Here is a 22,040-nt window from a genome sequence, read left to right on the forward strand (position 1 = left end):
CACACCGTCACCGCCAACCGGGTGACGCAGCTCACATTCGCCCGCCGATGACTTCACCGCCACCCGCCGGTCAACACGAGCGACACCACCGACACCGACGGAGGGCCGCCGACATGACCGCCACCCCGAAGGGCCCCGCCTCCTACTTCCCCTCCATCGAGAAGAAGTACGGCCGGCCGATAGCGGAGTGGAAGGAGCTCATCCGCTCCTCGCCGCTGACCAGGCACATGGAGCTCGTGAACTGGCTGAAGTCCGAGCACGGACTGGGACACGGCCACGCCAACGCTCTCGTGGCCGACACCCTCGCGGAGCGCTAGGCTCCCCCAGAAGCGACTTTTGCCCTCTTTTACACACCTTTCACCCCCTCACGGAGGTATCGCATGTCCTCACGACTCAACCCCTACCTCGGCTTCGACGGTGACGCCCGGGCGGCCCTGGAGTTCTACAAGGAGGTCTTCGGCGGCACCCTGACGCTCAACTCCTACGGCGACTTCGGCCAGGCGGACACCCCGATGGCCGACCGGATCATGCACGGCATGCTGGAGACCCCGAGCGGCTTCACCCTGATGGGCGCCGACAACCCTCCGGGGAACGAGTACAACCCCGGCAGCAGCTTCTCCGTCAGCCTCAGCGGTGACGACGACGCCGAACTGCGCGGCTACTGGGAGAAGCTGTCCGCCGACGGCTCGGTGTCCGTCCCGCTCGACAAGCAGATGTGGGGCGACGTGTTCGGCATGTGCACGGACCGCTTCGGCGTCCCGTGGATGGTCAACATCGCCCAGCCCCGGGGCTGACCACCGCCAACCCCGGGCCCCAGGACCTGCCCCGGCCGTCCGCCTCGTACTAGGCGTCCACCTCGTACTGGCCGACCTCCAGGAAGTGGCGCAGCTCCTCCGGGGTGCCGTCGATCGCCGCCTCCGCCGCCGCGCGGAGGGCGGCGCTGATGTCCGTCCGGGCCAGGATCTTCGCGATGGCCACCCGGTCGTCCTCGGCCTGGGCGAGGCGGTAGCCGGTGGACAGGAAGGTCAACCGGTCCTCGATGGTGCCCTCGAGCGCCTTCACGGCCTCCCGGTAGACGGCCTTGCCGCTGTCGGGGTCGGCGAGGATCCGGGCGATCGCCACCTTGTTGTCCTCGTCCTGGGCGAGCACGATGCCCGTCTTCAGGAACGTGCGCATGTCCTCGACGGTCCCGTCGAGCGCCTTCTGCGCCTCCCTGCGCACGCCCTTCCCCGTGTTCTCGTCCGCGAGGATACGGAGGATCGCGATCCGCAGATCGTCCTCCGACATCGAGTCGTACGGCGACTCCGCGTCCGCCGCCGCGACCGCGGCCGGCACGGAGGCGGAGGCCGGGGCGGCGGCGAAGGACGGCGTGGCGAGCAGCAGGGCCGGGGCCAGGGCGCCCGCGGCCACGGCGAGTGCCGCGCGGGTGAGTCTCATGTCGTGTTCCCCCATGGTCGATCGATGACCGGCTCACTGCCGGCGCGAAGATCCTTTCAGGAACGGCACCACGGCGCACCGCCTTAATCGGGCAGCCTCGCTCACGGCTTTCCTGCCCGCGAGGTCCCTACGTGGGAAAAGATCCACCCGAGACTGACGGAAAATCGACTGTATGAGGATCTCGCAGCGCGCCCGGGCCATCGCCCCCTTCTACGCCATGGAGTTCAGCAAGGAGGCCGCCGCCCTGGAGGCGCAGGGCCACCACGTCGTCAAACTCAGCCTGGGGGAACCCGACTTCGGCGCGCCCCCGGCCGTCCTCGCGGCGATGCGCGAGGCCACGGACGGCAGGCCCCTGACGTACACGGCGGCGCTCGGCCTGCCCGCGCTGCGCCGGGCGATAGCGGGTTTCTACACCGACCGGCACGGCATCGAGGTCGATCCGGCCCGGGTGGCCGTGACCGCGGGCGCCTCCGCCGCGCTGGTGCTGGCCACCGCCGCGCTCGTGGACCCCGGTGACGAGGTGCTGATCGCGGACCCGTCGTACCCCTGCAACCGGCAGATCGTGGAGAGCTTCGGCGCCCGCGTCACCCTCGTCCCCACCACGCCCGCCTCCCGCTTCCAGCTGGACGCGGCGTCCGTACGGTCGTCCTGGACGGACCGCACCCGCGGGGTCATGGTCGCCACGCCGTCGAACCCGACGGGCACCTCGGTGCCGGCGGCCGAACTCGAGGCGATCTGCGACCTCGCCCGGGAGCGCGACGCGTGGCGCCTGGTCGACGAGATCTACCTCGACCTGAGCGACCACGGCCCGGAGGGCCGCCCGCCGCGCAGCGCCCTCTCCCACGACCCGGACGCGGTCGTCATCAACAGCTTCTCGAAGTACTTCGGCATGACCGGCTGGCGGCTCGGCTGGTGCGTGGTCCCCGAGGCCCTCGTACCGGCCCTGGAACGCCTGGCCCAGAACTACTTCCTCTGCGCCTCCGCCCCGGCCCAGCACGCCGCCCTGGCCTGCTTCACCCCCGAGTCCCTCGCCGTCTGCGAGGCCCGCCGGGTGGAGTTCGCCGAGCGGCGCGCGCTCGTCCTGGACGGTCTGGAGCGGATCGGCCTGCCCGTGCCCGTGCCGCCCGACGGCGCGTTCTACGTCTACTTCGACGTCAGCGGCACCGGACTGACCTCCTGGGAGTTCTGCGAACGGGCCCTGCGCGAGGCCCACGTGGCGCTCACTCCGGGCCGCGACTTCGGCGTGGGGTCGGCCGGGACCCACGTACGGCTGTCGTACGCGGCGTCGGCTGCGGAGCTGCGGGAGGGGATCGCCCGGCTCGGCAAGTTCCTCGGCACGCTTCAGTAGTCCGTCGGTACGGCCGCGTCGAGCAGGGGGCCGAGTTCTCGGACCACGGTCGTCAGCGGCCGTACGTCCCGCTCGGCGCGGGCCATCAGGATCGCCCCCTCCAACGCGCCGACCATCAGCGTGGCGAGCCCGTCGGCCCGCTCCCGCGGCACCCCCATGTCCGTCAGCGCCCGCGCCACCGGCCCGGTCCAGGTGGCGAACGCCTGCGCCGCCGCCTCCCGGGTGGACGCGGTGGACTCCGCGCAGTCCACCGTCGCGGCGGCCACGGGGCAGCCGCCAGCGAACCCCTCGGTCTCGTACTCGTCGGTCCACTGCCGCACCATCTCGGCGAACAGCCCGCCGGGCGTCGGTTCGGGCAGCGCGTCGAGGAAACGGGCGACCCGCTTGCCGGCGTACCGCCCGGCCCACCCCACGGCCTCGTTGACCAGTTGTTCCTTGCCGCCGGGGAAGTAGTGCTGGAGCGATCCTCGCGGCGCTCCCGCGTGTGCGGCGACCTCACGCATCCCGGTGCCGCCGACCCCCTCGCGCCGGATGAGCTGGGCCGCGCTGAAGACCATCCGCTCCCGCGGCCCTCGTTCGGACATCCCCGGTCTCCTCGTTCGTCCAGCTCTCCGGCATCCAGTCTATGACCGCCGTCATAGAGCTCGGCTACTATGACCGCTGTCATAGTCGATGGGGTGGTGGTGTGTCGTGTACGTCGGTTTCGTCGGCCTCGGTGTCATGGGCCGGCCCATGGCCCTCAACCTCGTCCGCGCCGGGACACCGCTCGTCGTGTGGAACCGCACCCCCGGCCGGTGCGACCCCCTGCGCGCCGCCGGCGCCGAGGTCGCGGCGAGTCCCGCCGAGGTCTTCGGCCGGGCGGGGACGGTGATCCTCATGCCGGCCGACGAGGCGGCGACGGACGCGGTCCTGGGACGCGGCACCCCGGACTTCACCGCGCGCGTCGCCGGACGCACCGTCGTCCACATGGGCACGATCGCGCCCGAGTACTCGGGCGGCCTGCAGGACGACGTCCGGGCGGCGGGCGGACGGTACGTCGAGGCCCCCGTCTCCGGCTCCCGGATCCCTGCGGAACAGGGGAGGCTGGTGTCCATGCTGGCGGGCGACGAGGACGCCGTGGCGGCCGTACGCCCTCTGCTCGCGCCGGTGTCCCACGAGACGTTCGACTGCGGCCCCGTCCCGGGCGCCCTGCTGATGAAGTTCGCGGTGAACCTGTTCCTGATCACGCTGGTCACCGGTCTCACCGAGGCGTTCCACTTCGCCGACCGGCTGGCACTCGACCGGGCCCTGCTGCGGGACGTCCTGGACGCGGGCCCGATGGCCAGCTCCGTCTCCCGGATGAAGGCGCCCAAGCTGCTCTCCCGTGACTTCGCCGTCCAGGCGGGCGCAGCCGACGTGTTGAAGAACAACCGGCTGATCAGCGAGGCCGCCCGCAAGGCGGGCGTGGCGTCCCCCCTCCTCGACGTCTGCCACGCCCTCTACGACGAGACGGTCGCCCAGGGACACGGCGGCGAGGACATGGTGGCCGTCCTGCGCGCGCTGGAGGCCCGGACCGCCGGCCGGGCCTCCGGGTAGGCGCGGGGGTCAGGACGGCCGTCGGCGCAGCAGCCGCGGTGCCGTACGGACCAGGGCGGCCGCCATCAGGCCGATCGCGCCGCCGGCCGCCACGTCGGCGGGGTAGTGGGCTCCGCCGTGCACGCGCTGCCCGGCAACCAGGGTCGCCGTCAGTCCGCAGGCGGCGCCGGGTGCCGGCCACACCGGGGCGACGGCTCCGGCGAACGCGAAGGCGGCGGCCGTATGCCCGGAGGGAAAGGAGGAACTGTCGGGGCGGTCCCGCAGGTCGTCCTCCGGCACCCACTCCGGCGGCGGGCGGCGCCGCCGGTACAGCTGCTTGGCGACCGCGTTGGACAGCACCTCGGCCGTCGTCATGGCCGCGATCCCGGCGACGGCGGCGGTACGTCCCCGCGACCTGTCCGCGGCGGCCATCAGCGCCGCCGCCGCCCACCACACCTTGGTGTGCTCGGCCGCCTCCTCCAGCGCGGGCGCGGCCCGCCGCAGCCACGCCGGGCCCCACGCGATCGACCGTCTGGCCAGCCGGCGGTCCCCCTCGCGCAGCGCCCCCGTCCACCGCATGTCCTCCACCACCTCAGGAGCTCAGGACCTCATGATCCGAGCCGACGGCGGTCCTCATCGTCCCACTTGCGGGTGTCGCGCGGCCGGACGTACGGCTCGTCCCCGGCCGGATGACCGCCGGCGACGGCACGCTGGCGGACCAGCTCCGCGTCGAACTCCAGGCCGAGCAGGATCGCCAGATTGGTGATCCACAGCCACACCAGGAAGATGACCACGCCGGCGAGAGCGCCGTAGGTCTTGTTGTACGAGCCGAAGTTCGCCACGTACAGGGCGAACCCGGCCGAGGCGATCATCCAGATCAGCAGCGCCAGGAAGCTGCCGGGCGTGATCCAGCGGAAGCCGCGGACCCTGGCGTTCGGGGTCGCCCAGTACAGCACCGCGATCATGACCGTGACCAGCACCACCAGCACCGGCCACTTCGCGATCGACCACGCCGTGAGGCCGGCGTCACCCACTCCGAGCGCGGTGCCCACCTCACGGGCGAGACCACCGGTGAACACCACGATGATCGCGCTGATCACGGCCATCACCATCAGCACCACGGTCACCCCGACCCGCACCGGCAGCACCTTCCAGACCGGACGGCCCTCGGGGATGTCGTAGACGGCGTTGGCGCTGCGGATGAACGCGGCGACGTAACCGGACGCCGACCACACCGCCAGCGCCAGACCCACGATCGCCATGATCGAGCCGAGTCCGGCGTTGCCCTGCATCTGCCGTACGGCGTTGCGCAGGATGTCCTGCGCGGCTCCGGGCGCGAGCTTCTGGATGTTGTCCAGGACCGCCTGCGTGGCCGACTGTCCGACGATGCCGAGCACCGACACGAGGGCCAGCAGCGCGGGGAACAGCGCGAGGATCCCGTAGTACGTCAGGGCGGCCGCCCGGTCGGTCAGCTCGTCCTTCTTGAACTCCTTCAGGGTGCCCTTCAGCACCGCCATCCAGGAGCGTTTGGGCAGGTCCGTCGGCTTGTCCGGAGCCCGCTCCTCCACCTGCTCATCCGGTCCGGCGTCGACCTCCGGGGCGGACTCGTCCTCCCGCCCGCTCCCGGCCTCCCGCCCGCTCTCGGTCTCCCTCGTCCTCTCGGCCCTCCACTCGGTCCCGGCCTCTCGCGTGGCCTCGTCCTCCCGGCCGGCCACGGTGTGGCCGCCGTGCCTTCCATTGCGCCGTTTCAATGTCCGCACCATGCCGACCGGGTATCCGGCGCGAGGTCGCCCATGCACACAGCTTTCACATATCCGACATTCAGCACATATCAGCCCGCCGCTCCGGTCCGCCGTGCGCCGCGTCCACCGGCTCGACTCCGGGGAGCCGCGCTGCCGGGCCGGCCGAAATCCGCCTGCGCCCGCGCCTGGGGCGATGAAGAATGCGCACCATGACACCCACGCACAACACCCCCGCGCTCACCCACATAGCCGCGCCGGAAGGCGTCGCCCCGGGAACCGGCTACACCCACGTCGTCATGGGAACCGGCCGGCTGATCGCGGTCTCCGGCCAGGTCGCCTTCGACGCCGACGGCAAGGTGGTCGGAGAGAACGACCCCGCCGCGCAGGCCCGCCAGGTCTTCGAGAACCTCCGCCGCTGTCTGACCGCCGCGGGCGCCGGCTTCGAGAACGTCGTCAAGCTCACCTTCTACGTCACCGACGTGGCCCACCTTCCGGCCATCCGCGAGGCCCGGGACCAGCACATCGACACCCACCACCCGCCCGCCAGCACCGCGGTCCAGGTGGCGGCCCTGTTCCGCCCCGAACTCCTCCTCGAGGTGGAGGCGTTGGCCCTGCTCCCCGTATGACCCGGCCGCGGGTCCTCGGGTGCGGTCAGGTGTAGTCGAGGGCGGGGTACCAGTCGGCGCGGCCGTGGGGGGTCAGGTCGAGGAGGTGCCAGACGGGGGTGAGGAGGTCGATGCCGCGTTCGCGCGGGGGCGTCTCCGGCGCGGCCCGGGCTCGGGCTCGGGTGCCTCCGACCCGGCCGCCGTCCCCCTGCTTCGCCGCCTCAGGCACCGGTCAGCCCCGGTACGTGCTCGGCCAGGTGCATGGCGTGCAGCCGCTCGAACTCGGCGTGGGTGCAGCGGCCGTAGGCCGGGTGGAGCGCGTGCGGGCCGGTGTGGGCGGAGAAGAGGGCCACGGCGTCCGCGAGCCGTGCCGCCCCCTCGGCGGCCGGGAGCTGCGGGTCGAGCGGCGGGGCGCCGTCGAGCTCGGCGTCCAGGGCGTGCTTCGTGGCACCCCGGCGCAGGAAGACGTGCTTGGCGGCGGTGCCGGCGGAGGCCCGGAAGAGGGCGGGCTTGAGACGGGGGTATCCGGTCACCGAGTAGCGGACCGTCTGGGCGCAGTGCTGCAGCGTCTGGGAGAGGTTCCAGGAGCTGCCCGGCGCCAGGAGGTCGCCTTCGGCACGGTCGAGGCGCTCCGTCAGTCGGGCGGTCAGTTCGGTGAGGGCGGCGGTGGGGGTGCGGGTCGCGGACATGACACGAGTATAGCCATACGAAACGAAATGCTTCCGTTTCGCATATATCCCGGCATTCGCCCTCGCCCGAGCGGGAAAGCGAGAGCGACGGGAAGGCCCGGGCCGCCCATCCGGGGCCCGGGCCTTCCCGCCGTCCGCTCGGCGCTACAGGGTGACCCGGCTGCCTCCCAGCGTCACCACGAGCTTTCCGTCCGAGGCGAAGGACCAGCCCAGCGCACCGCCGTACGAGGAGGCGCACCGGGAGCCGTTCGATCCCGTCCAGAACTGGTTCGTGCTGTCGGCGTCACCGACGGTCTTGTCGTTCGACCCGCTCACACCGAACCGGCACGAGGTGTTGTTCCGGAACACCGAGGTCCCCGCGTCCCAGGAGTAGTTGCGCTGGGCGTTGTCGATGCTCAGGTTGTTCGACACGGCCATGGAGCCCGGGTTGCTGTTGTACGTGAACCCGTGCTTGCCGTTGTGGTACGCGATGCTCCGCCGCACCACGTGGTTGACCGCGATGTCGTCGCCGCCCAGCTTGTAGCCGTTGCGGTCGCCGTTGGAGTTCACGGTCCCGTCGGACAGCGTGCCGTTGTTGTAGGACAGCGAGTCCTCGATGGTCACCGGGCCGATGGCACCGGTGTCCGGCTTGGTGTACAGGTCCCAGCCGTCGTCGATGTTGTTGTGGGAGACGGCGTACCGGAACACGTTCCCGATCCCGGTGGTGAGCTTCGCGGCGAACCCGTCGGCGTCCTCGCCGTCGGAGTCGGCGTTGTCGTGCGACTCGGCGCTCAGGACGAGGTTGTCGGACGGCCAGTCGGCGGCGGTGGTGCTGGAGGAGATCCGGCCGAGCTGGAGCCCCGTGTCGCGGTTGTAGCGGGTCACGGTGCGCTCGATGACGTTGTGGCTGCCGCCGACGTAAATGCCGTTGTCACCGGCGCGTTCGACGACGACGCCGTAGACACGCCAGTACGAGCCATAGAGCTGGAGCCCGCGGTTGGACGAACTCTCGGTCTGGGCCGAGAAGTTGAGCACCGGTGTCTCGCCCGGGTAGGCGGACAGGGTGGTCCGGGCGGCGGAGGTCCCGCTGTTGGTCTGCGGAATGGTGACCGTCGAGGAGTAGCTGTACGTCCCACCGCGCAGGTAGATCGTGCCGCCGGCGGTGACGCGGCTGATCGCCGAGGTGAGGGTGGTCGGGGCGGACTGGGTGCCGGCCGCGCCGTCGGTGCCGCTCGGCGAGACGTAGATCGCGCCGCTCGCCGGGGGCGTGGTGCTGTCGGTCGTCGTCGCCTCGACGTAGTCGACGTTGGGCAGCCCCTCCGAGGTGGTGGGGTTGAGCCGGATGGTGTTGCTGCCTGCGTTGAGCGACACGGTGAGCGTCTTGGTGGCCCAGGTCGACCAGGCGCCCGTGGCCTCGAAGGGCGGCGTCTGGACCGTCGTACCGTTGACGACGAGCGAGGCCGGGCGGGCGGCGGCGGCGCCGTTGGCGAAGCGGACGTTCAGGGTGGCCGTGCCGGCGGTGGCGGCGGTCACGGTGAACTGGGCGTACCCACCGGTCGAGTTGGTGCCGTTGCAGAATCCGCTGCCGGAGTAGCCGCTCCAGTCGGAGTCGATGGTGCCGGTGCACACCGCGGGAGAGGCCTCGGCCTCGTAGCGGGTGGTGGCGGCCTGCGCGGTGGTGCCGGACAGCGCGACGAGCGCGCCGGCCACCAGACTGACGCATGCCGTGACGGATCTCAGCTGCATGTTCATCTCCAGGAACGGATCGAGTGCGGGTCGGGCCGAACTGGAAAGCGCTTTCTCCCGGAAGGTAGGGGGCTGGCCTGAGCACGTCAATAGATATGCACAGACGCGTACTTGATTGCTATTCACATAGATGGACAAGGGTTGCGGTCGGAACGGCGCCCGGGACGCCCACCCCAGGACCCTCAAGGGATTCGCGCAGGAGCCTCACACTGACTGCACACAGTCCTCCGCACGAGTCGTTAGCGTTCCGGGCCATCGGATCCCCGCGTAGGAAGACCGCAGATGGACTACTGCTCCACGTGCCGCCGGCATCTCAACGGCGCCCTGGTGTGCCCTGGATGCGGCGCCTACGCCCCGGACATAGCTCCGATCACGTCCGGCGGTCGCACCGTCGCGGCCCCGGCCGCGCGTACGGCGTCGTACGGGGACACCGCCGCGCTCCGGGACACCGCGCCACCGCCCGGGCCGTCGCCCGCCCCCGAGAACGCGCGGCCCGTGGCGACCGTGCAGTCCGCGCCGCCGGGACGGGCCGCCCGGCGGCGGCAGCTGGCCCGCTGGAAGAAGAACCAGCGCCGGGCCGTCGTCGCCACGGCCGTCGCCCTCGTCGGCGGCGGGCTGACCGTCGCCGCGCTGGACCGGCAGACCGGCGAGAAGGCACAGGCGGCCACGGCGCCCGAGACCCCCACCACCTCGGGCGGCGAGGAACCGACTTCGGAATACACCCGCCCCACGGTGACCGGCTCCGACCCGCGCCGCTCCTCGTCCTCCCCCGGCGCCCCGTCACGGTCGACCGACCGCGCACCCGAGCGGTACGCGCCGGCGAACACCCGCCCGGACGCCGCGGCCGCCCCCAGGACCCGTACGACGGCACCGCCGACCACGGCCCGGCGGCAGACCACCACCTCGTCCGACGACGGCACGGTCACCGCCCCCGCCGGCACGACCGGCCAGCAGTCGTCGACGTCCACGACGACCGACGGCGCGGACACATCGGCATCGACATCGACATCCTCGTCGTCGACGTCTACGTCTTCGTCGACCTCGACCTCGACCTCGACCTCGTCCTCCCGGACGAGCTCCTCATCGGCGTCGACCTCGCCGTCGGAGGTCTGCCTGCTGGGCCTGGTCTGCCTCAGCTGACCTGCCCCATCGACGCGAGGGGCCCCGGCTGGTGAAGCCGGGGCCCGACGAGGTGGGAAAAGTCAGCGGACGTCCACGTAGTCGCCCGCGGAGGTGGCGGCCGAGGTGCTGGACGAGCCGGTGAAGACATAACGCCAGTAACCGTCCACCGAGGCCTTCACGGTGGTCTTCAGGGTGCCGTAGCTGTCGGCGGTGACCGTCTTCACGAGGGTGTACGCGGTCGCCGTCTTCTTGCGGAACTGCAGCTGCACCTTCATGCCGGAGTAGCCGTGGTAGCCGCCGAGGGTCTCCCAGTCCGCCCGGGCGAGCTTGCCGGTGACGGTGAGGGTCTTGCCCTTGGTCACCGGCTCGGGCGTGGCGTTGGCCGTGAGGGTCGCGTCACGCACGACGGACACCGACTTGGCGGCGTGCAGGTCGGCCGCCCCCGTACCGTCGGCGGACTCGGCCAGCACGCCCGCCCTCCAGGTGCCGGCGAGGATGTTGCGGCCCAGGGTCCAGCGCGGGTGGATGTACGCGAACTGCGCCTCGCAGGTGGACGTCGTCGCGGTGACCTTGGTGCAGGCCGGCTGCCACGTGGTGTAGAGAACGGCGTCGGGGGTGTCGTACGAACCCCGGTAGAGGAAGATGTCGGCGCTCGCCACGCCGGACCGGTCGGTCACCGTGAACTTCGCCTTGAACTCCTGCATCGGATCGGTGGTCAGCCGCACCGGCTTGCCGCCGTTCACCACGACGCCCGAGACCCGGGTCGCGCCCGCCGTCTCGTCGCCCTGAGGGGCCGGCCCGGCGAACGCCCGCCGGATGGTGCGGGTGAGGCCGCCGCCCAGGTCGTCGGCGGCGGTGACGCGCAGCGAGACGTAGGTGGCCGTGGCGGGTACGTCGAGGTTCGCCGAGCCGTCGTCCGCGAGGGTCAGGTCCGTCCAGGTCGCGCCGTCGTCGGTGGAGTAGGCGAGGCCGGTGACCTTGGTGTTCGCCTCGGCGGCGGTCGCGTTGCGGGTGGTGGCGGTCGCGTCGACCCGGACCGTCCCGGCGGCCGCGCGGCCGTAGCCGTCCAGGCCGCCGACCTTCAGCCGGGCATCGATCAGCCGGAGTTCTCTGCCCTCCTCGTAGTCCGAGCGGAACGTCCACAGGTTGTGGACATCCGTGGACAGTCGCGCGTACGGCACCCTGCGGTGGACGGTCTGGTCGAGGGTGTACGTCCGCTCCAGTGACGGCAGGCTCGACGACGTCAGCGTGTGGTACCCGGCGAGGCCGGACGCCTGGGCGTAGGTCACGCCGTCGGAGCCGGTCAGCTTGTACGCGTACGTGGCACGGCCGTCGACGCCCCTGTGGCCGTCGGTGTCGCCGAAGGCGCTCGCCTCGTCCAGCACGATCTTGCCGTAGTTCCGCTGCGAGCCGCCCGCCCCCGCGCGCACCGGCTGCGGCGGGTTCGCGCCGAGCACCTCGCCCTCGGTGGTGCCGGCGGCCAGGGTCCGGTCGGGCGGGTCCAGGGTCAGTTCGCCGGTGCCGTACTGCAGCAGTCGGCTGTAGGTGACGCCCGGGGTGACGTACTCGGTGAGGGTCCCGGCGACCGGCACCGGGGTACCGAGGAACACGCCGGTCCACTCGCCGAAGCCGGGGACGCTCAGCAGGTTCGCCGTGGTGCGGGTGCCGGGGGCGCCGATCCGCGTGACGGTCTTCGCCAGGGCGGACCTGGCGACCGTGGTGACCGGCGAGGACGGCACGGTCGTCGTGTACGTACGGGTGAGGTCGTACCGGGTCGGGCTCGGGACGGCCGCCGAGGATCCCTTCCTGCCGAGGACGTCGTGCAGGCGCAGCGAGACGCCCGCGACCGAGAACGGCGTGACGTAGACCTTGTCGGCGCCACCGCCCGCGAAGCCCGCCAGGTCACCGCCCGGCACGCTGAGCCAGGCGGCGGCGGACATCCGGGTGGCGGTGGTGTCGTCGGTGCGGATCGCGGTCTCCTTGGCCAGCCGCTGGTCGAAGGAGACCGTGGTGGCGGCCGAACCGACCGTGAAGGTACGGGTGAGCAGATAGCTCGGCTGCTCCCAGTCGTTGTGCAGCGCGACCGAGAAGTAGTCGCCCGGCGGCAGCTTCACCGTCGCCGAGGCGCCGATGGCGTCGCTGTTGACCGCGTACGACGTCCAGGTCCTGCGGTTCCAGACGTTGAACAGTTTCGACTGGACGTCGGCGTGGGTGATGGTCAGCTTCACCGGGTACGTCGACGACGACGTGTACGTGCTGCGCTCGGCGGTGGTGTCGGCACCATTCGCCGCCAGCGGCAGCCTGGCGGCCGCGGACTCCCCGGCCGGACGGACGGACACCGTGCCGTCGAGCGCGGCGACCGTGTAGCGGGCCGGCCGGCCGGTGGCGCCCGCGGGGGCTCCCGTGATCCGTACGTCCCGCCCGTCGACCAGCTCCACGCGGCCACCGTCCGCCAGCTCCGCGCCGACCGCGCCCCCGTGCGCCGACGCCTCCGAGACCGTCCCCACCGTGGTGGGGCCCGGGCCCTCCGAGGCCCTCGCCGTCACCGTCGCCACGGGCGCGAGCAGCGCCGAGGCGGTCACCACCGCCGCCGCGCATCTTCGTACCCGACCGCTCCGGGATATGGACATCGCCTGGCCCCCTTTGATTGTTTCCCCTCAACTGCGGTCACTTTAAGGGGGGATGCCGACATTCACTGAAGCGTGGGTTCGGCGGACCGCTTCCGGCCCTCGGGCGCGCGGTAGCCGGGAACGGACGGCCAGCGGACGGTCAGCAGGACGGAGTCCTCCTCCGCGTACCAGGAGTGGTCCACGCCCCGGCCCCAGACGACGTAGTCGCCCTGTTGGGAGAGGACGACGTCACGGCCGGGGAGTTCGACCCGGAAGCGGCCGCTGATGAGGACCAGCAGGGCCGTACGCTCCTCGCCGGTCACCCACTGGGTCCGCTCGTCGCCCTTCGGATGGACGCCCCACTTGATCTCGACGGCCTCGCTGTGGCGCGGATCGGAGGCGTCCTTGAAGTGGCCGAGCAGCCAGCCCCGGTCGAGTGCCGCGTCCTTGCCCGCGTTGCCGACGTACACGGTGTCGTTCATGGGGCGGGAAGGTAGCAGGGGACCGGGGCGGCCGGCCGAGGAGGTCGGACCTCGGACGGCCCTTCCTACCAACCCATGCGAGGTTCCCCGAAGCGCAGTCCCGTGCCGTGCAGCCACTCCCGGGCGGCGTCGTCCGAGTTCCGCGTGCCGATGGACAGGTACACGGTGTGCCTGCCTGGATCAGGTTCACTGCACTGCTGGGTCCAGGTGCTGTTGAGGCAAAGTTGGACGCCACAGAGGTTGTTGCTCGGCAGGCCGCGCAGTGCCGAGATCCAGGAGATGTCGACCGACAGCGGGCCGCAGGCCGCGACGGCGCCGTCGATCTCCGTCTCGGTGCACTCGTCGCAGTCGCGCAGGGGAAAGGTGGACGGCGTCTTCCCGTTCATCAGCTGGAACTGCACACCCCGCGGCAAGGGCCAGAGGGACGCCAGTTCGGGTTGCAGCTCCGTCTCCACCCAGCCGGGGAAGAGGGTGTCCCGGAAGCCCAGACGGTACAGCGTCTGCCAGAATTCCTGGACACGCGGGTCCCGGAGGTCTCGCTCTGAGCACAGGAACGTTCCGCAGGTGAAGTACTGCCGGGCGTACTGGAACTGTTCCCGTGTGGCGATGTCGTTGAAGCTCAGGGATGGCATGTCCGGCGTCCCGGCACCGAAGCGGCCAAGCAGTCGACGTGCCAACAGCAGCCCACTCGACGCATCCGGCAGTGGTTCCAGTACCTCATAGAGCCACGACGCACCCATCGGCCCACCTCCCTCACCCGCACCATAGTCAGGCGGACCCATCAGGCCGTCGTCCCGAGTGGGCCGCACTCGTCTCATGTGCACGCGGCGGTGTGCCGACGGCGTACGACCGCGTCCTCGCCACCCGCACCCGCGGGTGAAGGGCCGGCCGAGTGCGGTGGGCGCAGTCCGGGCCGCGGCTGTCGTGTCGACGCGGCTGCCGTAGCACCCGCCCCGACGCACCGACTCCCGTCGACCGCCCATGATCCGCCCCAGCGGCCCGAGTTCCGGGGCGACCACCCCTCGTCACGTTGTCAATGGATTCCCCCGGCGGCCTCCCCGATGGAGTGACCTTCGCCGTTGACGGTCAACGTACGCTCCCGAAGCGTCGTTGATCAGACCCGTCACCGCCCCTCCCCACCTCCAGCACCGGATACAGGACAGGAAATACGCAACGTGACTGGCACGACACCCGCTCACATCGCCGTCGTCAACCTGCCGATGCACGGGCACGTCAACCCGACCCTCGGGGTGGTCGGGGAACTCGTTCGCCGGGGCCACCGTGTCACGTACGCCATCACCGAGGACTTCGCGCACCAGGTGAAGGCGGTCGGCGCCGAACCGGTGCTCTACCCTGTCGAGCCGGGCGACGGCCCGGAACCCCCCGAGCGTCTCTCGGAGGGCTTCGCCCTGGCCGTCCACGCCTCGCTCGGCTCGCTCCCGGCCCTGACCCGCGCCTACACCGCCGACCGCCCGGACCTGATCCTCTACGACGTCTACGGCTTCGCGGGCCTGATCCTCGCCGAGCAGTGGCGGATCCCGACGGTCCTCTTCTCCCCCACCCATCTGGTCTACGACGGCCTGTTCCCCGAGTTGTTCGACGGAGCCCCCCGCTTCTCCGCCCTCCCCGGCTACGACGACCTCGCGGGGGCCTTCACCGAACGCGGCCTGGACAGCTCCCGCATCCACGAGATCGAGCACCCCGACCACGCGGTCGCCGCCCTCCCCCGTATCTTCCAGCGCAGGCCGGACACCGTCGCCGCCCGCCGCGCCGCCTACGTCGGACCCGCCCTCGACGACCGCTCGTACCAGGGTGCGTGGCACCCCCCGCACCCGGACACCCCGGTCCTGCTGGTCTCTCTGGGCTCCCAGTTCACGAAACGCCCGGACTTCTACCGCGCCTGCGTGGAGGCGTTCGCCGGCCTGGAGTCCTGGCATGTGGTGATGTCCGTGGGCCCGAACGTCTCCGCGGCCGACCTGGGCCCTCTCCCCGCCCACGTCGAGACGCACGCCCACGTCCCCCAACTCTGCGTCCTCTCCCACGCGGACGCGTTCATCACCCACGCGGGCATGGGCGGAACCATGGAGGCCGTCCACCACGGCGTCCCCATGGTCGCCGTCCCGCAGATGGCCGAACAGCGCGTGAACGCGGGTCAGATCGAGGCCCTGCGCCTGGGCGTCCACCTCCCCCGCGAACAGGCCACACCGGAGGCTCTGCGGGAAGCGGTCCTGCGGGTGACGTCCGACCCGGAGATCCACTCGGGCATCCAGTCCCTGCGCACGGAACTCGAAGCGGCTGGAGGCGCGAGGGCGGCGGCCGACCTCATCGAGGAAGCCCTGGCGGCGCCGACGGTGGACGAACCGGCGGTACCAAGGTGGGGTTGTCCGTGAGCTTGGAGTCGCGGATGGATGGTGGTGCGGGTGGTTCGGCTCAGAGGCCAGACGGCCGTTGAACGCACCATCGGAGCGCCCCACCGCAGTGCCCTCCGCGAACTTCGGCACCTCGATCCTGCCATCACGTCCGGAACGGCGGCGCTCAGCAGTCGAACACCGACCAGCAGATGTCGTTCCGCAATCGCTGGTCGTCGAGTACGAGTTCGCGAATCGCCTCCGGGAGCCGGTCGCGCTGCCACTGGCACTCGAGTCGCCCTGCGGCCTCACTCTCCCCTTTTGGCGCGGCAGCGCGTGCGGCCTTGATCGCATAGGCAGCGGCACCGAGCTCGTGCGCGGCGACGTGCGCGACCACTGCGGCCTGGCCGGCTGCGTAGGCGGCATGCCGTGCTGCGCCACGCAGATCTCGAGCCGCGCCCATGGCATGGCCGCCCGCCGCGCGGGCCTGCATCATCTTGACCTCGCCGCGGACCCAGGCGCGGGCGTGCTCGATCGCCTGGCGCGGCCGTGAATCCTCGGGCCGAGCCGACTCGAAGAGAGCAAGGACGTGCTCCGCGCAGTCCGCCGCCCAGAGGGCGAGGAGATGGTGATCCGCATCAGTGAGGGTCCCACCGCGGCGGATCGTCACGAAGCGAGGGTCCCTGACCTTCGGGAGGATCATGGTTGGTTTTTTCCTTCCTGCCGGTGTGAGCGAAGCCTGCGAACCCGGCGGTCGGTCCGCAAGCGCGGGCTGGTTGATAAAACGGGACGGCGTTCCGTATATTAAACGGGACGCCGTTCCGCTTTGGTGTGGCGTCACTTGAAGGGATAAGCCATCCATGAGTGCAACCACTTACCGCTCGCCCGTCCCCGTCCTTTCGATCAGTCCCGTGGTGCTGCCGGCCCCCGACCGGGCCGTGGATCTGCAGGTGCGGGTCTCCGCGCCCGTGACCGGGAGCGATCTGCCGGTCGTCCTCCTCTCGCACGGCCAGGGCTACTCGAACCACCTCTCCTCCCTGAACGGCTACGCCCCCCTCGCCCACTTCTGGGCGGCGCACGGATTCGTCGTGATCCAGCCCACCCATCTGAGCTCCAGGACGCTGAACCTGCCCCCCGACACCCCCGGGGCGCCCCTGTACTGGCGATCGCGGGCCGAGGACATGACACGCATCCTCGACCGGCTCGACGAGATCGAGGCCGCCGTGCCGCAGCTCCGGGGGCGCCTGGACCCGGACCGGGTCGCCGTGGCCGGGCACTCCATGGGCGGGCACACCGCGAGCCTGCTGCTCGGCGCCCGGCTCACCGATCCCGACGACGGGACGGTGGTGGACCTGGCCGACCCCCGGATCAAGGCGGGCGTCCTGCTGGCCGCGCCCGGCCGGGGCGGCGACGCCCTCACCGAGTTCACGGCCGAGACCTGGCCCTTCTTCCTGACCACGGACTTCTCCCTTATGACCACACCCACCCTCGTGGTCGCCGGTGACAAGGACGACTCCGCCCATCTGACGGTCAGCGGCCCCCACTGGCACGCCGATCCGTACGTCCTCGCCCCCGGCCCCAAGTCCCTGCTCACCCTGTTCGACGCGGAACACGGGCTCGGCGGCGTCTCCGGATACGACGTCGCCGAGACCACCGACGAGAACCCCGAGCGCGTGGCCGCCGTCCAGCGGCTCACCTGGGCCTACCTCCGCAGCGAGCTCCACCCCGGCGATCCCGCCTGGCAGTCGGCGCAGGAGGAACTTACGGCCGGCCCCACCCCGCTCGGGCGGGTCGAGTCCAAGTAGGGCGGGCAGGCCGGGGCCGACCGGGTCAGTTCTCCAGCGCGCCCCGCAGCTCCCCCCGCCTGCGGATGCCGAGTTTTCGGTAGGCGCTGGTCAGGTGGGTCTCCACGGTGCGGCGGGCCACGTGCAGGAGTTCCGCTATCTCCGTGTTCGTACGGCCCTCCACCGCCAGTTCCGCGATCCGGCGCTCGCTGCCGGTGAGGGCGCCGGAGCCGGTGCGGGCCGGGGTGGTGCGGCGCGCGCCGGCGTCCCGCAGGGCCTGGTCGGCGTAGGCCAGCAGCCTGGCGCTGCCCAGGCGTTCGGCGCGTTCGGCGCCCTCCCGGAGGTGGTCGCGGCCCCGGCCGCGTTCGCCGGCGGCGGTCAGCTGGAAGCCCTGGGCCAGGAGGGAGGCGACCAGTTCCGCTTCGGCGGGGGAGTCCCGCAGGACCGCCACCGCCTCCTCACCCAGCTCCAGGCCGCGTCGGCCACGCGTCGCCCGGCCCAGGACACGCAGCGCCCGGCCCACCGTGCGCGGGGTGTTCCAGACGCGGGCCAACCGCAGCTCCTCCTCCGCCAGCGCCAGCGCCTCCCGGGGATTGCCCAGCGCGAGCCGGCACTCCGCGGCCGCCGTACGCCACGGGGTGACGACCGGGCTGAGGACGGCCCGGGCCGACTGGCGGCGGCCGCACTCCAGGAAGTCGTGGAGGGCGCCCGCGACATCCCCCTCGGTGAAGCGGAGCAGGCCCCGCGCGTACAGGAAGCGGTTCAGTTCCCAGGAGTCGGGGACGGCACGGAGGTCGAAGCTGTCCGCCAGCCGGCGGGCCTCCTCCATGCGGCCCGTCTCCACCAGGGCTGTCAGGGCGTGGGCGTCGGCGTTCCCTGGGGCGCCGGTGCGGCGGACGCGGGTCTCGGGGTGGGCGGCGAGGATCGTGGCGTACGCCCCGCGCGCCGCCGCTATGTCCCACCTGGTGTCGAGCAACGCCTGCTCCATGGGGTGGAGGAGCGACGGGTGCTGGCCGGCCAGACCCCGCTCCACCAGGCTTTCCGCCTCGTCCAGTTCGTCGGCCCACTGGGCCACCGCCGCCGCCGCACCCAGGAGGAACGGTTCCGCCAGCGGGTCGGCGGGCTCCTCCAGAAGGGTGCGCAGGCGGCGCATCGCCTCCCGGGCCTCGATGTCCCCGGCCGTCGCCGCGTACCGCACCAGCAGGGCCCGGCCCGAGGCGCCGACCGGTTCCGGCGAGCGTTCGGCGGTCTCCGTCAGCCAGCGGTAGGCCTCCTGGCGGGCCGTCTGGTCCTGGTCGGACAGGAGTGCCGACGCCGTCTGCAGGGTGCGGGCCAGTTCGGGGTGATCGGGAAGCCCGGACGCCAGTCGGCGCAGCACCTCCACCGCCGTACGGACCTCCCCGCGGCCCGCCAGCGCGGTGCCCAGCGCGATCGCCGTACGGACCCGGTCACGGGGTTCCGCGGGCAGGTCGAGCGCCTCGGTGAGCCGCGGTATGCCGCCGGGGGTGTCGGCGCTGTGGTACTCCAGCGAGCCCAGTTCGGTCAGCAGCCGCTGGCGGTGGTCGTCGGGGAGGGGTTCCTCCAGGGCGCGGCGCAGATAGAGGACGGCGTCGCTGTGACGGGCCGCGCACACGGCGACGGTGACCGCGTCGCGCAGCACGCGCAGCGCCCACGGCACCCCCACCGGCGTACTGCGCAGCAGCTGCCGGGCCACGGCCTCCGCCGTGTCGCCCCGGCGCAGCATCGCCTCGGCGACCGCCCGGTGCGCGTCCTGCCGGCGGCCGGCGGGCCAGTCGGCGAGTACGGCGTCCCGCAGCAGGGGGTGGGCATAGCGCGGGGTGCCCGAGGCGTCGGTGCGCAGCATGCCCAGCCGGGTCATCGCGGTGATCCAGCCGGAGACGCGGGCGGGGTCGGCGCCGCAGGCCTCGGCGAGGAGCACGGCGAGGCGGTAGGGCGTGTCGTGCGTTTCCGCTCCGTCCGCCCGCTCCAGCGCCGCCAGGGTCCGCGCCACCTCGGCCGTGGCCTCCCCCGCGCTGTCCAGCCACCAGGTCACGGCGGCCGGGTAGGAGCCCGGGTACAGCGCGGCGCACGTCTCCGGGACGGCCGGCGAGGGCGGGGCGCCCGCGAGGTCGTCGAGGAGGGCGTGCAGCAGGAGAGGGTTGCCCGCGGCGGCGCGCACGCAGTCCGCCGTCCACCGCGGCCGGGCCGTGGGGAAGGCGGCACGGACCAGCTCGGCCGACGCGTCGTCGGTCAGCGGGGCGAGGGTGTGGGTGCGGATGAGCGAGGGGGTGAGGGTGTGGGTGAGTCCTGCGGGCTGGGGGTCGATGTCGTACTGGCTGCGCTCGGTGGCCACGAGCAGCAGCGGTAATCGGTCGGCGTGCCGCGCCGCCTCCGTCAGCCAGCGGCGCGAGGCCTCGTCGGCCAGCTCGACGTCGTCCACCGCCAGGAGCACCGGGCCCTCGGCGGCGTACGACCGCAGCAGCCGCCACAGCCGCGCCGCGCTCCCCCGGTCGTCGAGCCCGGGCTCCACATCGCCGGAGAACTCCGGTACGGGGTCCAGCAGATGGAGGATCGAGGAGAAGGGGACGGAGGTGTCCTCCGGCGAGCAGCGCGCCCGCAGGACGCGCAGGCCGCGGCAGGCCGCGTGCGTGACGGCGGCCTCCAGCAGCGCGGAGCGGCCCGTGCCGGTGGCCCCGCGCAGCAGGACCAGCCGGCCGGCGCCGGCGCGTGCGCGCTCGACCTCCGCCGCGAGCAGTGCGTGCGCGTCGTCGCGTTCCCGCAACGGTCCGGTCATCCCTGCCTCCTGCCAACCCGTGCGTCTGTGAGACGCGGTTCGATACGACGTCGTGCCGCCGGTGTGGCGAGGCTCACGACTGCCTCCCGTACGGCTACCGAACCCCCGTTGACCTGCAGTGATATTCGCACCCCGTGGTTGTCTGGGCGTTGCTCTCGTGGTCCGCCTCGTGGTGCTCCACGATTGTCCCCGTCACAAAGGGCACACAAGTCTGGAGCAGACCCACCCGTCGCCGATCCCCTCGGGCCGACGGGACCGTGAACATGGGGGATACGGTTGCTCAGCTCACCCCGGACAGCAGACGCCCGGACATCCGACGCCCGGACGCCGGACACCGGCGCGCCGAACCCCAGGCGCCGCATACCCGTCGCCGTTCTCGCCCCCGACCCGATCTCCCGCGAGGGGGCCGCCGGCCAGCTGCGGGGGCGCCCCGAGATCGAGGTCCGCGAGGAGCCCTCGCCCGCCCCGGGCACGGTCGCGCTGCTCGTCGAGGACACCCTCGACGAGACGGCGCTGGCCCGGCTGCGCAGGATCGTGCGCACCGAGGGCACCCGCGCGGTGCTCGTGGTGGGTGCGATCCGCGAGACCGAGCTGCTCGACGTCATCGAGTGCGGGGTCGGCGCGATCGTCTGGCGCCGCGAGGCCACCGCGCACCGGCTGGTGCAGGCGGTCCTGGCGGCCGCGCGCGGCGACGGCGACCTGCCCTCCGATCTGCTCGGCCGGCTGATCAGCCAGGTCGGCACACTGCACCGGGGCGCGGCAGGGCGCCCGGGCGCGCCCTCGTTGGGGCTCGCGCCACGGGAGGTGGACGTCCTGCGGCTGGTCGCCGAGGGCCTCGACACCGGAGAGATCGCCAGCAAGCTGTCCTACTCCGAACGAACCGTCAAGAACGTGATGCACGGACTCACGACGCGCCTGCATCTGCGGAACCGGGCACACGCGGTGGCATATGCCCTCCGGGAAGGCTACATCTGACCGAACGTGCACTCGAAGGAGGACACGCGGGCAGCGTGCCGTGCCCGGCCACCGACCCTCCGGCGCCTGCGGAACCCGCACCGCCGGAGGCACCATCGGTGAAAGGGGTTCGGCGGTAGGGCGATTGAGGAGCGCGACGGTGATCCACGAGGTCGACGAGGTCCTCAAAGGCCTGCTCGGCGGGGGCGCGCTGACCGGCTCCGGCATCGACGTCTCCTTCGAGGCACCGACCCGCGACTGGGCGGCCCGGCGCAACTCACCCGTCGTCAACGCCTACTTGTACGACATCAGGGAGGACGTGGCCCGCCGCCAGCGCGGCCAGGTCCCGGTGCGCGACGAGCGGGACGTCGTGGTGAAGCGGCGGCAGCCGCCGCGCTGGTTCCGGCTGTCGTACCTCGTCACCGCCTGGACGAAGACCCCGCAGGACGAGCACCGGCTGCTGTCGGCGGTGCTGGCGAACCTGATCCCGCGCGAGATGCTCGCCGCCGAGGAACTCCCCGGCGCGCTGGGCGCATTGGGGCTGGCCGTGCCGGTGAGCGTGGCCGGTGTGCAGACCGAGTCCCGCTCCCTCGCCGAGATCTGGTCCGCCCTGGGAGGCGAACTCAAGCCCTCCCTGGACCTGGTGGTGACGGCGCCCTTCCCGGCCTACCCCGAGTACGACGCCGGACCGCCGGTCACCGAGGGCGCGGTCGTCCGCGTCGCCGGGATCGACGGCGACCCGCCGCAGGACGGCGAACGCGCCCACCGCTCCCACCAGGTGGCGGCGGCGCGAGCGGCCCGCGAGGCCACCCCGTGACCGCCGTGACGGCGGAAGAGGGTCACACCG

At 72.2% G+C, this 22,040-nt stretch carries 22 protein-coding genes and 1 pseudogene; 10 read left to right on the forward strand and 13 right to left on the reverse strand.

Annotation, left to right across the window (positions count from 1 at the left end):
* Nucleotides 1–113: 113 nt before the first annotated feature.
* Together ACIBVL_RS12000 and ACIBVL_RS12005 are read left to right on the forward strand one after the other, a co-directional pair.
* Nucleotides 114–317 carry a DUF4287 domain-containing protein gene (locus ACIBVL_RS12000; protein ID WP_399095959.1) on the forward strand — a complete coding sequence of 68 codons (204 nt, stop codon included), beginning with the start codon at nt 114–116 and terminating at the stop codon, nt 315–317.
* Nucleotides 318–380: 63 nt separating this feature from the next.
* Nucleotides 381–794: a VOC family protein gene (locus ACIBVL_RS12005; RefSeq protein ID WP_399095962.1), complete on the forward strand. Its 414-nt coding sequence runs from the start codon at nt 381–383 to the stop codon at nt 792–794.
* A gap of 49 nt (nt 795–843) precedes the next feature.
* Here the strand turns inward: ACIBVL_RS12005 and ACIBVL_RS12010 are convergent, their stop codons facing one another.
* A complete protein-coding gene (locus tag ACIBVL_RS12010; RefSeq protein WP_399095965.1) occupies nt 844–1,437 on the reverse strand; it encodes an ALF repeat-containing protein in 594 nt (197 codons plus the stop codon).
* Between the two features lie 172 nt (nt 1,438–1,609).
* On the opposite strand from ACIBVL_RS12010, the gene ACIBVL_RS12015 reads away from it, so the two are divergent.
* Nucleotides 1,610–2,785 (forward strand): pyridoxal phosphate-dependent aminotransferase, encoded by a 1,176-nt coding sequence (locus ACIBVL_RS12015; protein WP_399095968.1) that lies wholly within the window; start codon nt 1,610–1,612, stop codon nt 2,783–2,785.
* Here the strand turns inward: ACIBVL_RS12015 and ACIBVL_RS12020 are convergent.
* The gene (locus tag ACIBVL_RS12020; protein WP_399095971.1) at nt 2,779–3,369 is read right to left on the reverse strand and encodes a TetR/AcrR family transcriptional regulator; all 591 of its coding nucleotides are present in this window, start codon (nt 3,367–3,369) and stop codon (nt 2,779–2,781) included. The genes ACIBVL_RS12015 and ACIBVL_RS12020 overlap by 7 nt on opposite strands.
* Before the next feature lie 106 nt (nt 3,370–3,475).
* Between ACIBVL_RS12020 and ACIBVL_RS12025 the strand changes: the two genes are divergently transcribed.
* The gene (locus ACIBVL_RS12025; protein ID WP_399095974.1) at nt 3,476–4,360 is read left to right on the forward strand and encodes an NAD(P)-dependent oxidoreductase; all 885 of its coding nucleotides are present in this window, start codon (nt 3,476–3,478) and stop codon (nt 4,358–4,360) included.
* A gap of 9 nt (nt 4,361–4,369) precedes the next feature.
* Here ACIBVL_RS12025 and ACIBVL_RS12030 read toward each other — a convergent pair whose 3' ends face one another.
* Together ACIBVL_RS12030 and ACIBVL_RS12035 are read right to left on the reverse strand one after the other, a co-directional pair.
* Complete coding sequence (locus tag ACIBVL_RS12030) at nt 4,370–4,918, reverse strand: phosphatase PAP2 family protein (protein WP_399095977.1); 549 nt, start codon at nt 4,916–4,918, stop codon at nt 4,370–4,372.
* Between the two features lie 29 nt (nt 4,919–4,947).
* Nucleotides 4,948–6,102, reverse strand: coding sequence for a YihY/virulence factor BrkB family protein (locus ACIBVL_RS12035; protein WP_399095980.1), 1,155 nt, complete (start codon nt 6,100–6,102; stop codon nt 4,948–4,950).
* A gap of 179 nt (nt 6,103–6,281) precedes the next feature.
* Between ACIBVL_RS12035 and ACIBVL_RS12040 the strand changes: the two genes are divergently transcribed.
* Complete coding sequence (locus tag ACIBVL_RS12040) at nt 6,282–6,707, forward strand: RidA family protein (protein WP_399095983.1); 426 nt, start codon at nt 6,282–6,284, stop codon at nt 6,705–6,707.
* A gap of 25 nt (nt 6,708–6,732) precedes the next feature.
* Here ACIBVL_RS12040 and ACIBVL_RS12045 read toward each other — a convergent pair whose 3' ends face one another.
* The 3 genes from ACIBVL_RS12045 to ACIBVL_RS12055 form a co-directional block, all read right to left on the reverse strand.
* Nucleotides 6,733–6,915, reverse strand: a complete 183-nt coding sequence (locus ACIBVL_RS12045) for a hypothetical protein (RefSeq protein ID WP_399095986.1) — start codon at nt 6,913–6,915, stop codon at nt 6,733–6,735.
* Entirely contained in the window at nt 6,908–7,375 is a 468-nt protein-coding gene (locus ACIBVL_RS12050; RefSeq protein WP_399095989.1) for a DUF1569 domain-containing protein, read from the reverse strand. The genes ACIBVL_RS12045 and ACIBVL_RS12050 overlap by 8 nt, the downstream gene beginning before the upstream one ends.
* 144 nt (nt 7,376–7,519) lie before the next feature.
* Nucleotides 7,520–9,100 carry a carbohydrate-binding protein gene (locus tag ACIBVL_RS12055; protein ID WP_399095992.1) on the reverse strand — a complete coding sequence of 527 codons (1,581 nt, stop codon included), beginning with the start codon at nt 9,098–9,100 and terminating at the stop codon, nt 7,520–7,522.
* Nucleotides 9,101–9,382: 282 nt separating this feature from the next.
* Between ACIBVL_RS12055 and ACIBVL_RS12060 the strand changes: the two genes are divergently transcribed.
* The gene (locus ACIBVL_RS12060) at nt 9,383–10,240 is read left to right on the forward strand and encodes a hypothetical protein (protein WP_399095995.1); all 858 of its coding nucleotides are present in this window, start codon (nt 9,383–9,385) and stop codon (nt 10,238–10,240) included.
* A 62-nt stretch (nt 10,241–10,302) separates the two neighbouring features.
* Here ACIBVL_RS12060 and ACIBVL_RS12065 read toward each other — a convergent pair whose 3' ends face one another.
* From ACIBVL_RS12065 to ACIBVL_RS12075, 3 genes are all read right to left on the reverse strand, one after another.
* Nucleotides 10,303–12,852, reverse strand: a complete 2,550-nt coding sequence (locus ACIBVL_RS12065) for a hypothetical protein (protein ID WP_399095998.1) — start codon at nt 12,850–12,852, stop codon at nt 10,303–10,305.
* Nucleotides 12,853–12,914: 62 nt separating this feature from the next.
* Nucleotides 12,915–13,313: a signal peptidase I gene (locus ACIBVL_RS12070; RefSeq protein WP_399096001.1), complete on the reverse strand. Its 399-nt coding sequence runs from the start codon at nt 13,311–13,313 to the stop codon at nt 12,915–12,917.
* Nucleotides 13,314–13,378: 65 nt separating this feature from the next.
* On the reverse strand, nt 13,379–13,945 hold the full coding sequence (locus ACIBVL_RS12075) for a hypothetical protein (RefSeq protein ID WP_399096004.1): 567 nt from the start codon (nt 13,943–13,945) through the stop codon (nt 13,379–13,381).
* Nucleotides 13,946–14,488: 543 nt separating this feature from the next.
* Here ACIBVL_RS12075 and ACIBVL_RS12080 point away from each other — a divergent pair.
* Entirely contained in the window at nt 14,489–15,703 is a 1,215-nt protein-coding gene (locus ACIBVL_RS12080) for a macrolide family glycosyltransferase (protein ID WP_399096007.1), read from the forward strand.
* Nucleotides 15,704–15,739: 36 nt separating this feature from the next.
* On the opposite strand, the pseudogene ACIBVL_RS12085 reads toward ACIBVL_RS12080, so the two are convergent.
* Both ACIBVL_RS12085 and ACIBVL_RS12090 read right to left on the reverse strand, forming a co-directional pair.
* Nucleotides 15,740–15,838, reverse strand: a pseudogene (locus ACIBVL_RS12085) (transcriptional regulator); the annotation flags it as partial.
* 10 nt (nt 15,839–15,848) lie between these two features.
* Nucleotides 15,849–16,364, reverse strand: coding sequence for a putative immunity protein (locus ACIBVL_RS12090; RefSeq protein WP_399096010.1), 516 nt, complete (start codon nt 16,362–16,364; stop codon nt 15,849–15,851).
* Nucleotides 16,365–16,521: 157 nt separating this feature from the next.
* Between ACIBVL_RS12090 and ACIBVL_RS12095 the strand changes: the two genes are divergently transcribed.
* Nucleotides 16,522–17,466 (forward strand): alpha/beta hydrolase family protein, encoded by a 945-nt coding sequence (locus ACIBVL_RS12095; RefSeq protein ID WP_399096013.1) that lies wholly within the window; start codon nt 16,522–16,524, stop codon nt 17,464–17,466.
* 25 nt (nt 17,467–17,491) lie between these two features.
* Here the strand turns inward: ACIBVL_RS12095 and ACIBVL_RS12100 are convergent, their stop codons facing one another.
* Nucleotides 17,492–20,239 (reverse strand): AAA family ATPase, encoded by a 2,748-nt coding sequence (locus ACIBVL_RS12100; RefSeq protein WP_399096016.1) that lies wholly within the window; start codon nt 20,237–20,239, stop codon nt 17,492–17,494.
* A 276-nt stretch (nt 20,240–20,515) separates the two neighbouring features.
* On the opposite strand from ACIBVL_RS12100, the gene ACIBVL_RS12105 reads away from it, so the two are divergent.
* Nucleotides 20,516–21,214: a LuxR C-terminal-related transcriptional regulator gene (locus ACIBVL_RS12105; RefSeq protein WP_399096018.1), complete on the forward strand. Its 699-nt coding sequence runs from the start codon at nt 20,516–20,518 to the stop codon at nt 21,212–21,214.
* Nucleotides 21,215–21,353: 139 nt separating this feature from the next.
* The gene (locus ACIBVL_RS12110; RefSeq protein WP_399096021.1) at nt 21,354–22,010 is read left to right on the forward strand and encodes a DUF4255 domain-containing protein; all 657 of its coding nucleotides are present in this window, start codon (nt 21,354–21,356) and stop codon (nt 22,008–22,010) included.
* The last annotated feature ends 30 nt before the right edge of the window (nt 22,011–22,040 follow it).

Source organism: Streptomyces sp. NPDC049687, assembly GCF_044465285.1.
Classification (GTDB): domain Bacteria; phylum Actinomycetota; class Actinomycetes; order Streptomycetales; family Streptomycetaceae; genus Streptomyces.

Excerpts from the sequence above, each read along its gene's own strand:
- ACIBVL_RS12000 (WP_399095959.1), top strand. The coding sequence starts at position 114 with ATGACCGCCACCCCGAAGGGCCCCGCCTCCTACTTCCCCTCCATCGAG.
- ACIBVL_RS12005 (WP_399095962.1), top strand. The coding sequence starts at position 381 with ATGTCCTCACGACTCAACCCCTACCTCGGCTTCGACGGTGACGCCCGG.
- ACIBVL_RS12010 (WP_399095965.1), bottom strand. The coding sequence starts at position 1,437 with ATGAGACTCACCCGCGCGGCACTCGCCGTGGCCGCGGGCGCCCTGGCC.
- ACIBVL_RS12015 (WP_399095968.1), top strand. The coding sequence starts at position 1,610 with ATGAGGATCTCGCAGCGCGCCCGGGCCATCGCCCCCTTCTACGCCATG.
- ACIBVL_RS12020 (WP_399095971.1), bottom strand. The coding sequence starts at position 3,369 with ATGTCCGAACGAGGGCCGCGGGAGCGGATGGTCTTCAGCGCGGCCCAG.
- ACIBVL_RS12030 (WP_399095977.1), bottom strand. The coding sequence starts at position 4,918 with ATGCGGTGGACGGGGGCGCTGCGCGAGGGGGACCGCCGGCTGGCCAGA.
- ACIBVL_RS12035 (WP_399095980.1), bottom strand. The coding sequence starts at position 6,102 with ATGGTGCGGACATTGAAACGGCGCAATGGAAGGCACGGCGGCCACACC.
- ACIBVL_RS12040 (WP_399095983.1), top strand. The coding sequence starts at position 6,282 with ATGCGCACCATGACACCCACGCACAACACCCCCGCGCTCACCCACATA.
- ACIBVL_RS12050 (WP_399095989.1), bottom strand. The coding sequence starts at position 7,375 with ATGTCCGCGACCCGCACCCCCACCGCCGCCCTCACCGAACTGACCGCC.
- ACIBVL_RS12055 (WP_399095992.1), bottom strand. The coding sequence starts at position 9,100 with ATGCAGCTGAGATCCGTCACGGCATGCGTCAGTCTGGTGGCCGGCGCG.
- ACIBVL_RS12060 (WP_399095995.1), top strand. The coding sequence starts at position 9,383 with ATGGACTACTGCTCCACGTGCCGCCGGCATCTCAACGGCGCCCTGGTG.
- ACIBVL_RS12065 (WP_399095998.1), bottom strand. The coding sequence starts at position 12,852 with ATGTCCATATCCCGGAGCGGTCGGGTACGAAGATGCGCGGCGGCGGTG.
- ACIBVL_RS12070 (WP_399096001.1), bottom strand. The coding sequence starts at position 13,313 with ATGAACGACACCGTGTACGTCGGCAACGCGGGCAAGGACGCGGCACTC.
- ACIBVL_RS12075 (WP_399096004.1), bottom strand. The coding sequence starts at position 13,945 with ATGCCATCCCTGAGCTTCAACGACATCGCCACACGGGAACAGTTCCAG.
- ACIBVL_RS12090 (WP_399096010.1), bottom strand. The coding sequence starts at position 16,364 with ATGATCCTCCCGAAGGTCAGGGACCCTCGCTTCGTGACGATCCGCCGC.
- ACIBVL_RS12095 (WP_399096013.1), top strand. The coding sequence starts at position 16,522 with ATGAGTGCAACCACTTACCGCTCGCCCGTCCCCGTCCTTTCGATCAGT.
- ACIBVL_RS12100 (WP_399096016.1), bottom strand. The coding sequence starts at position 20,239 with ATGACCGGACCGTTGCGGGAACGCGACGACGCGCACGCACTGCTCGCG.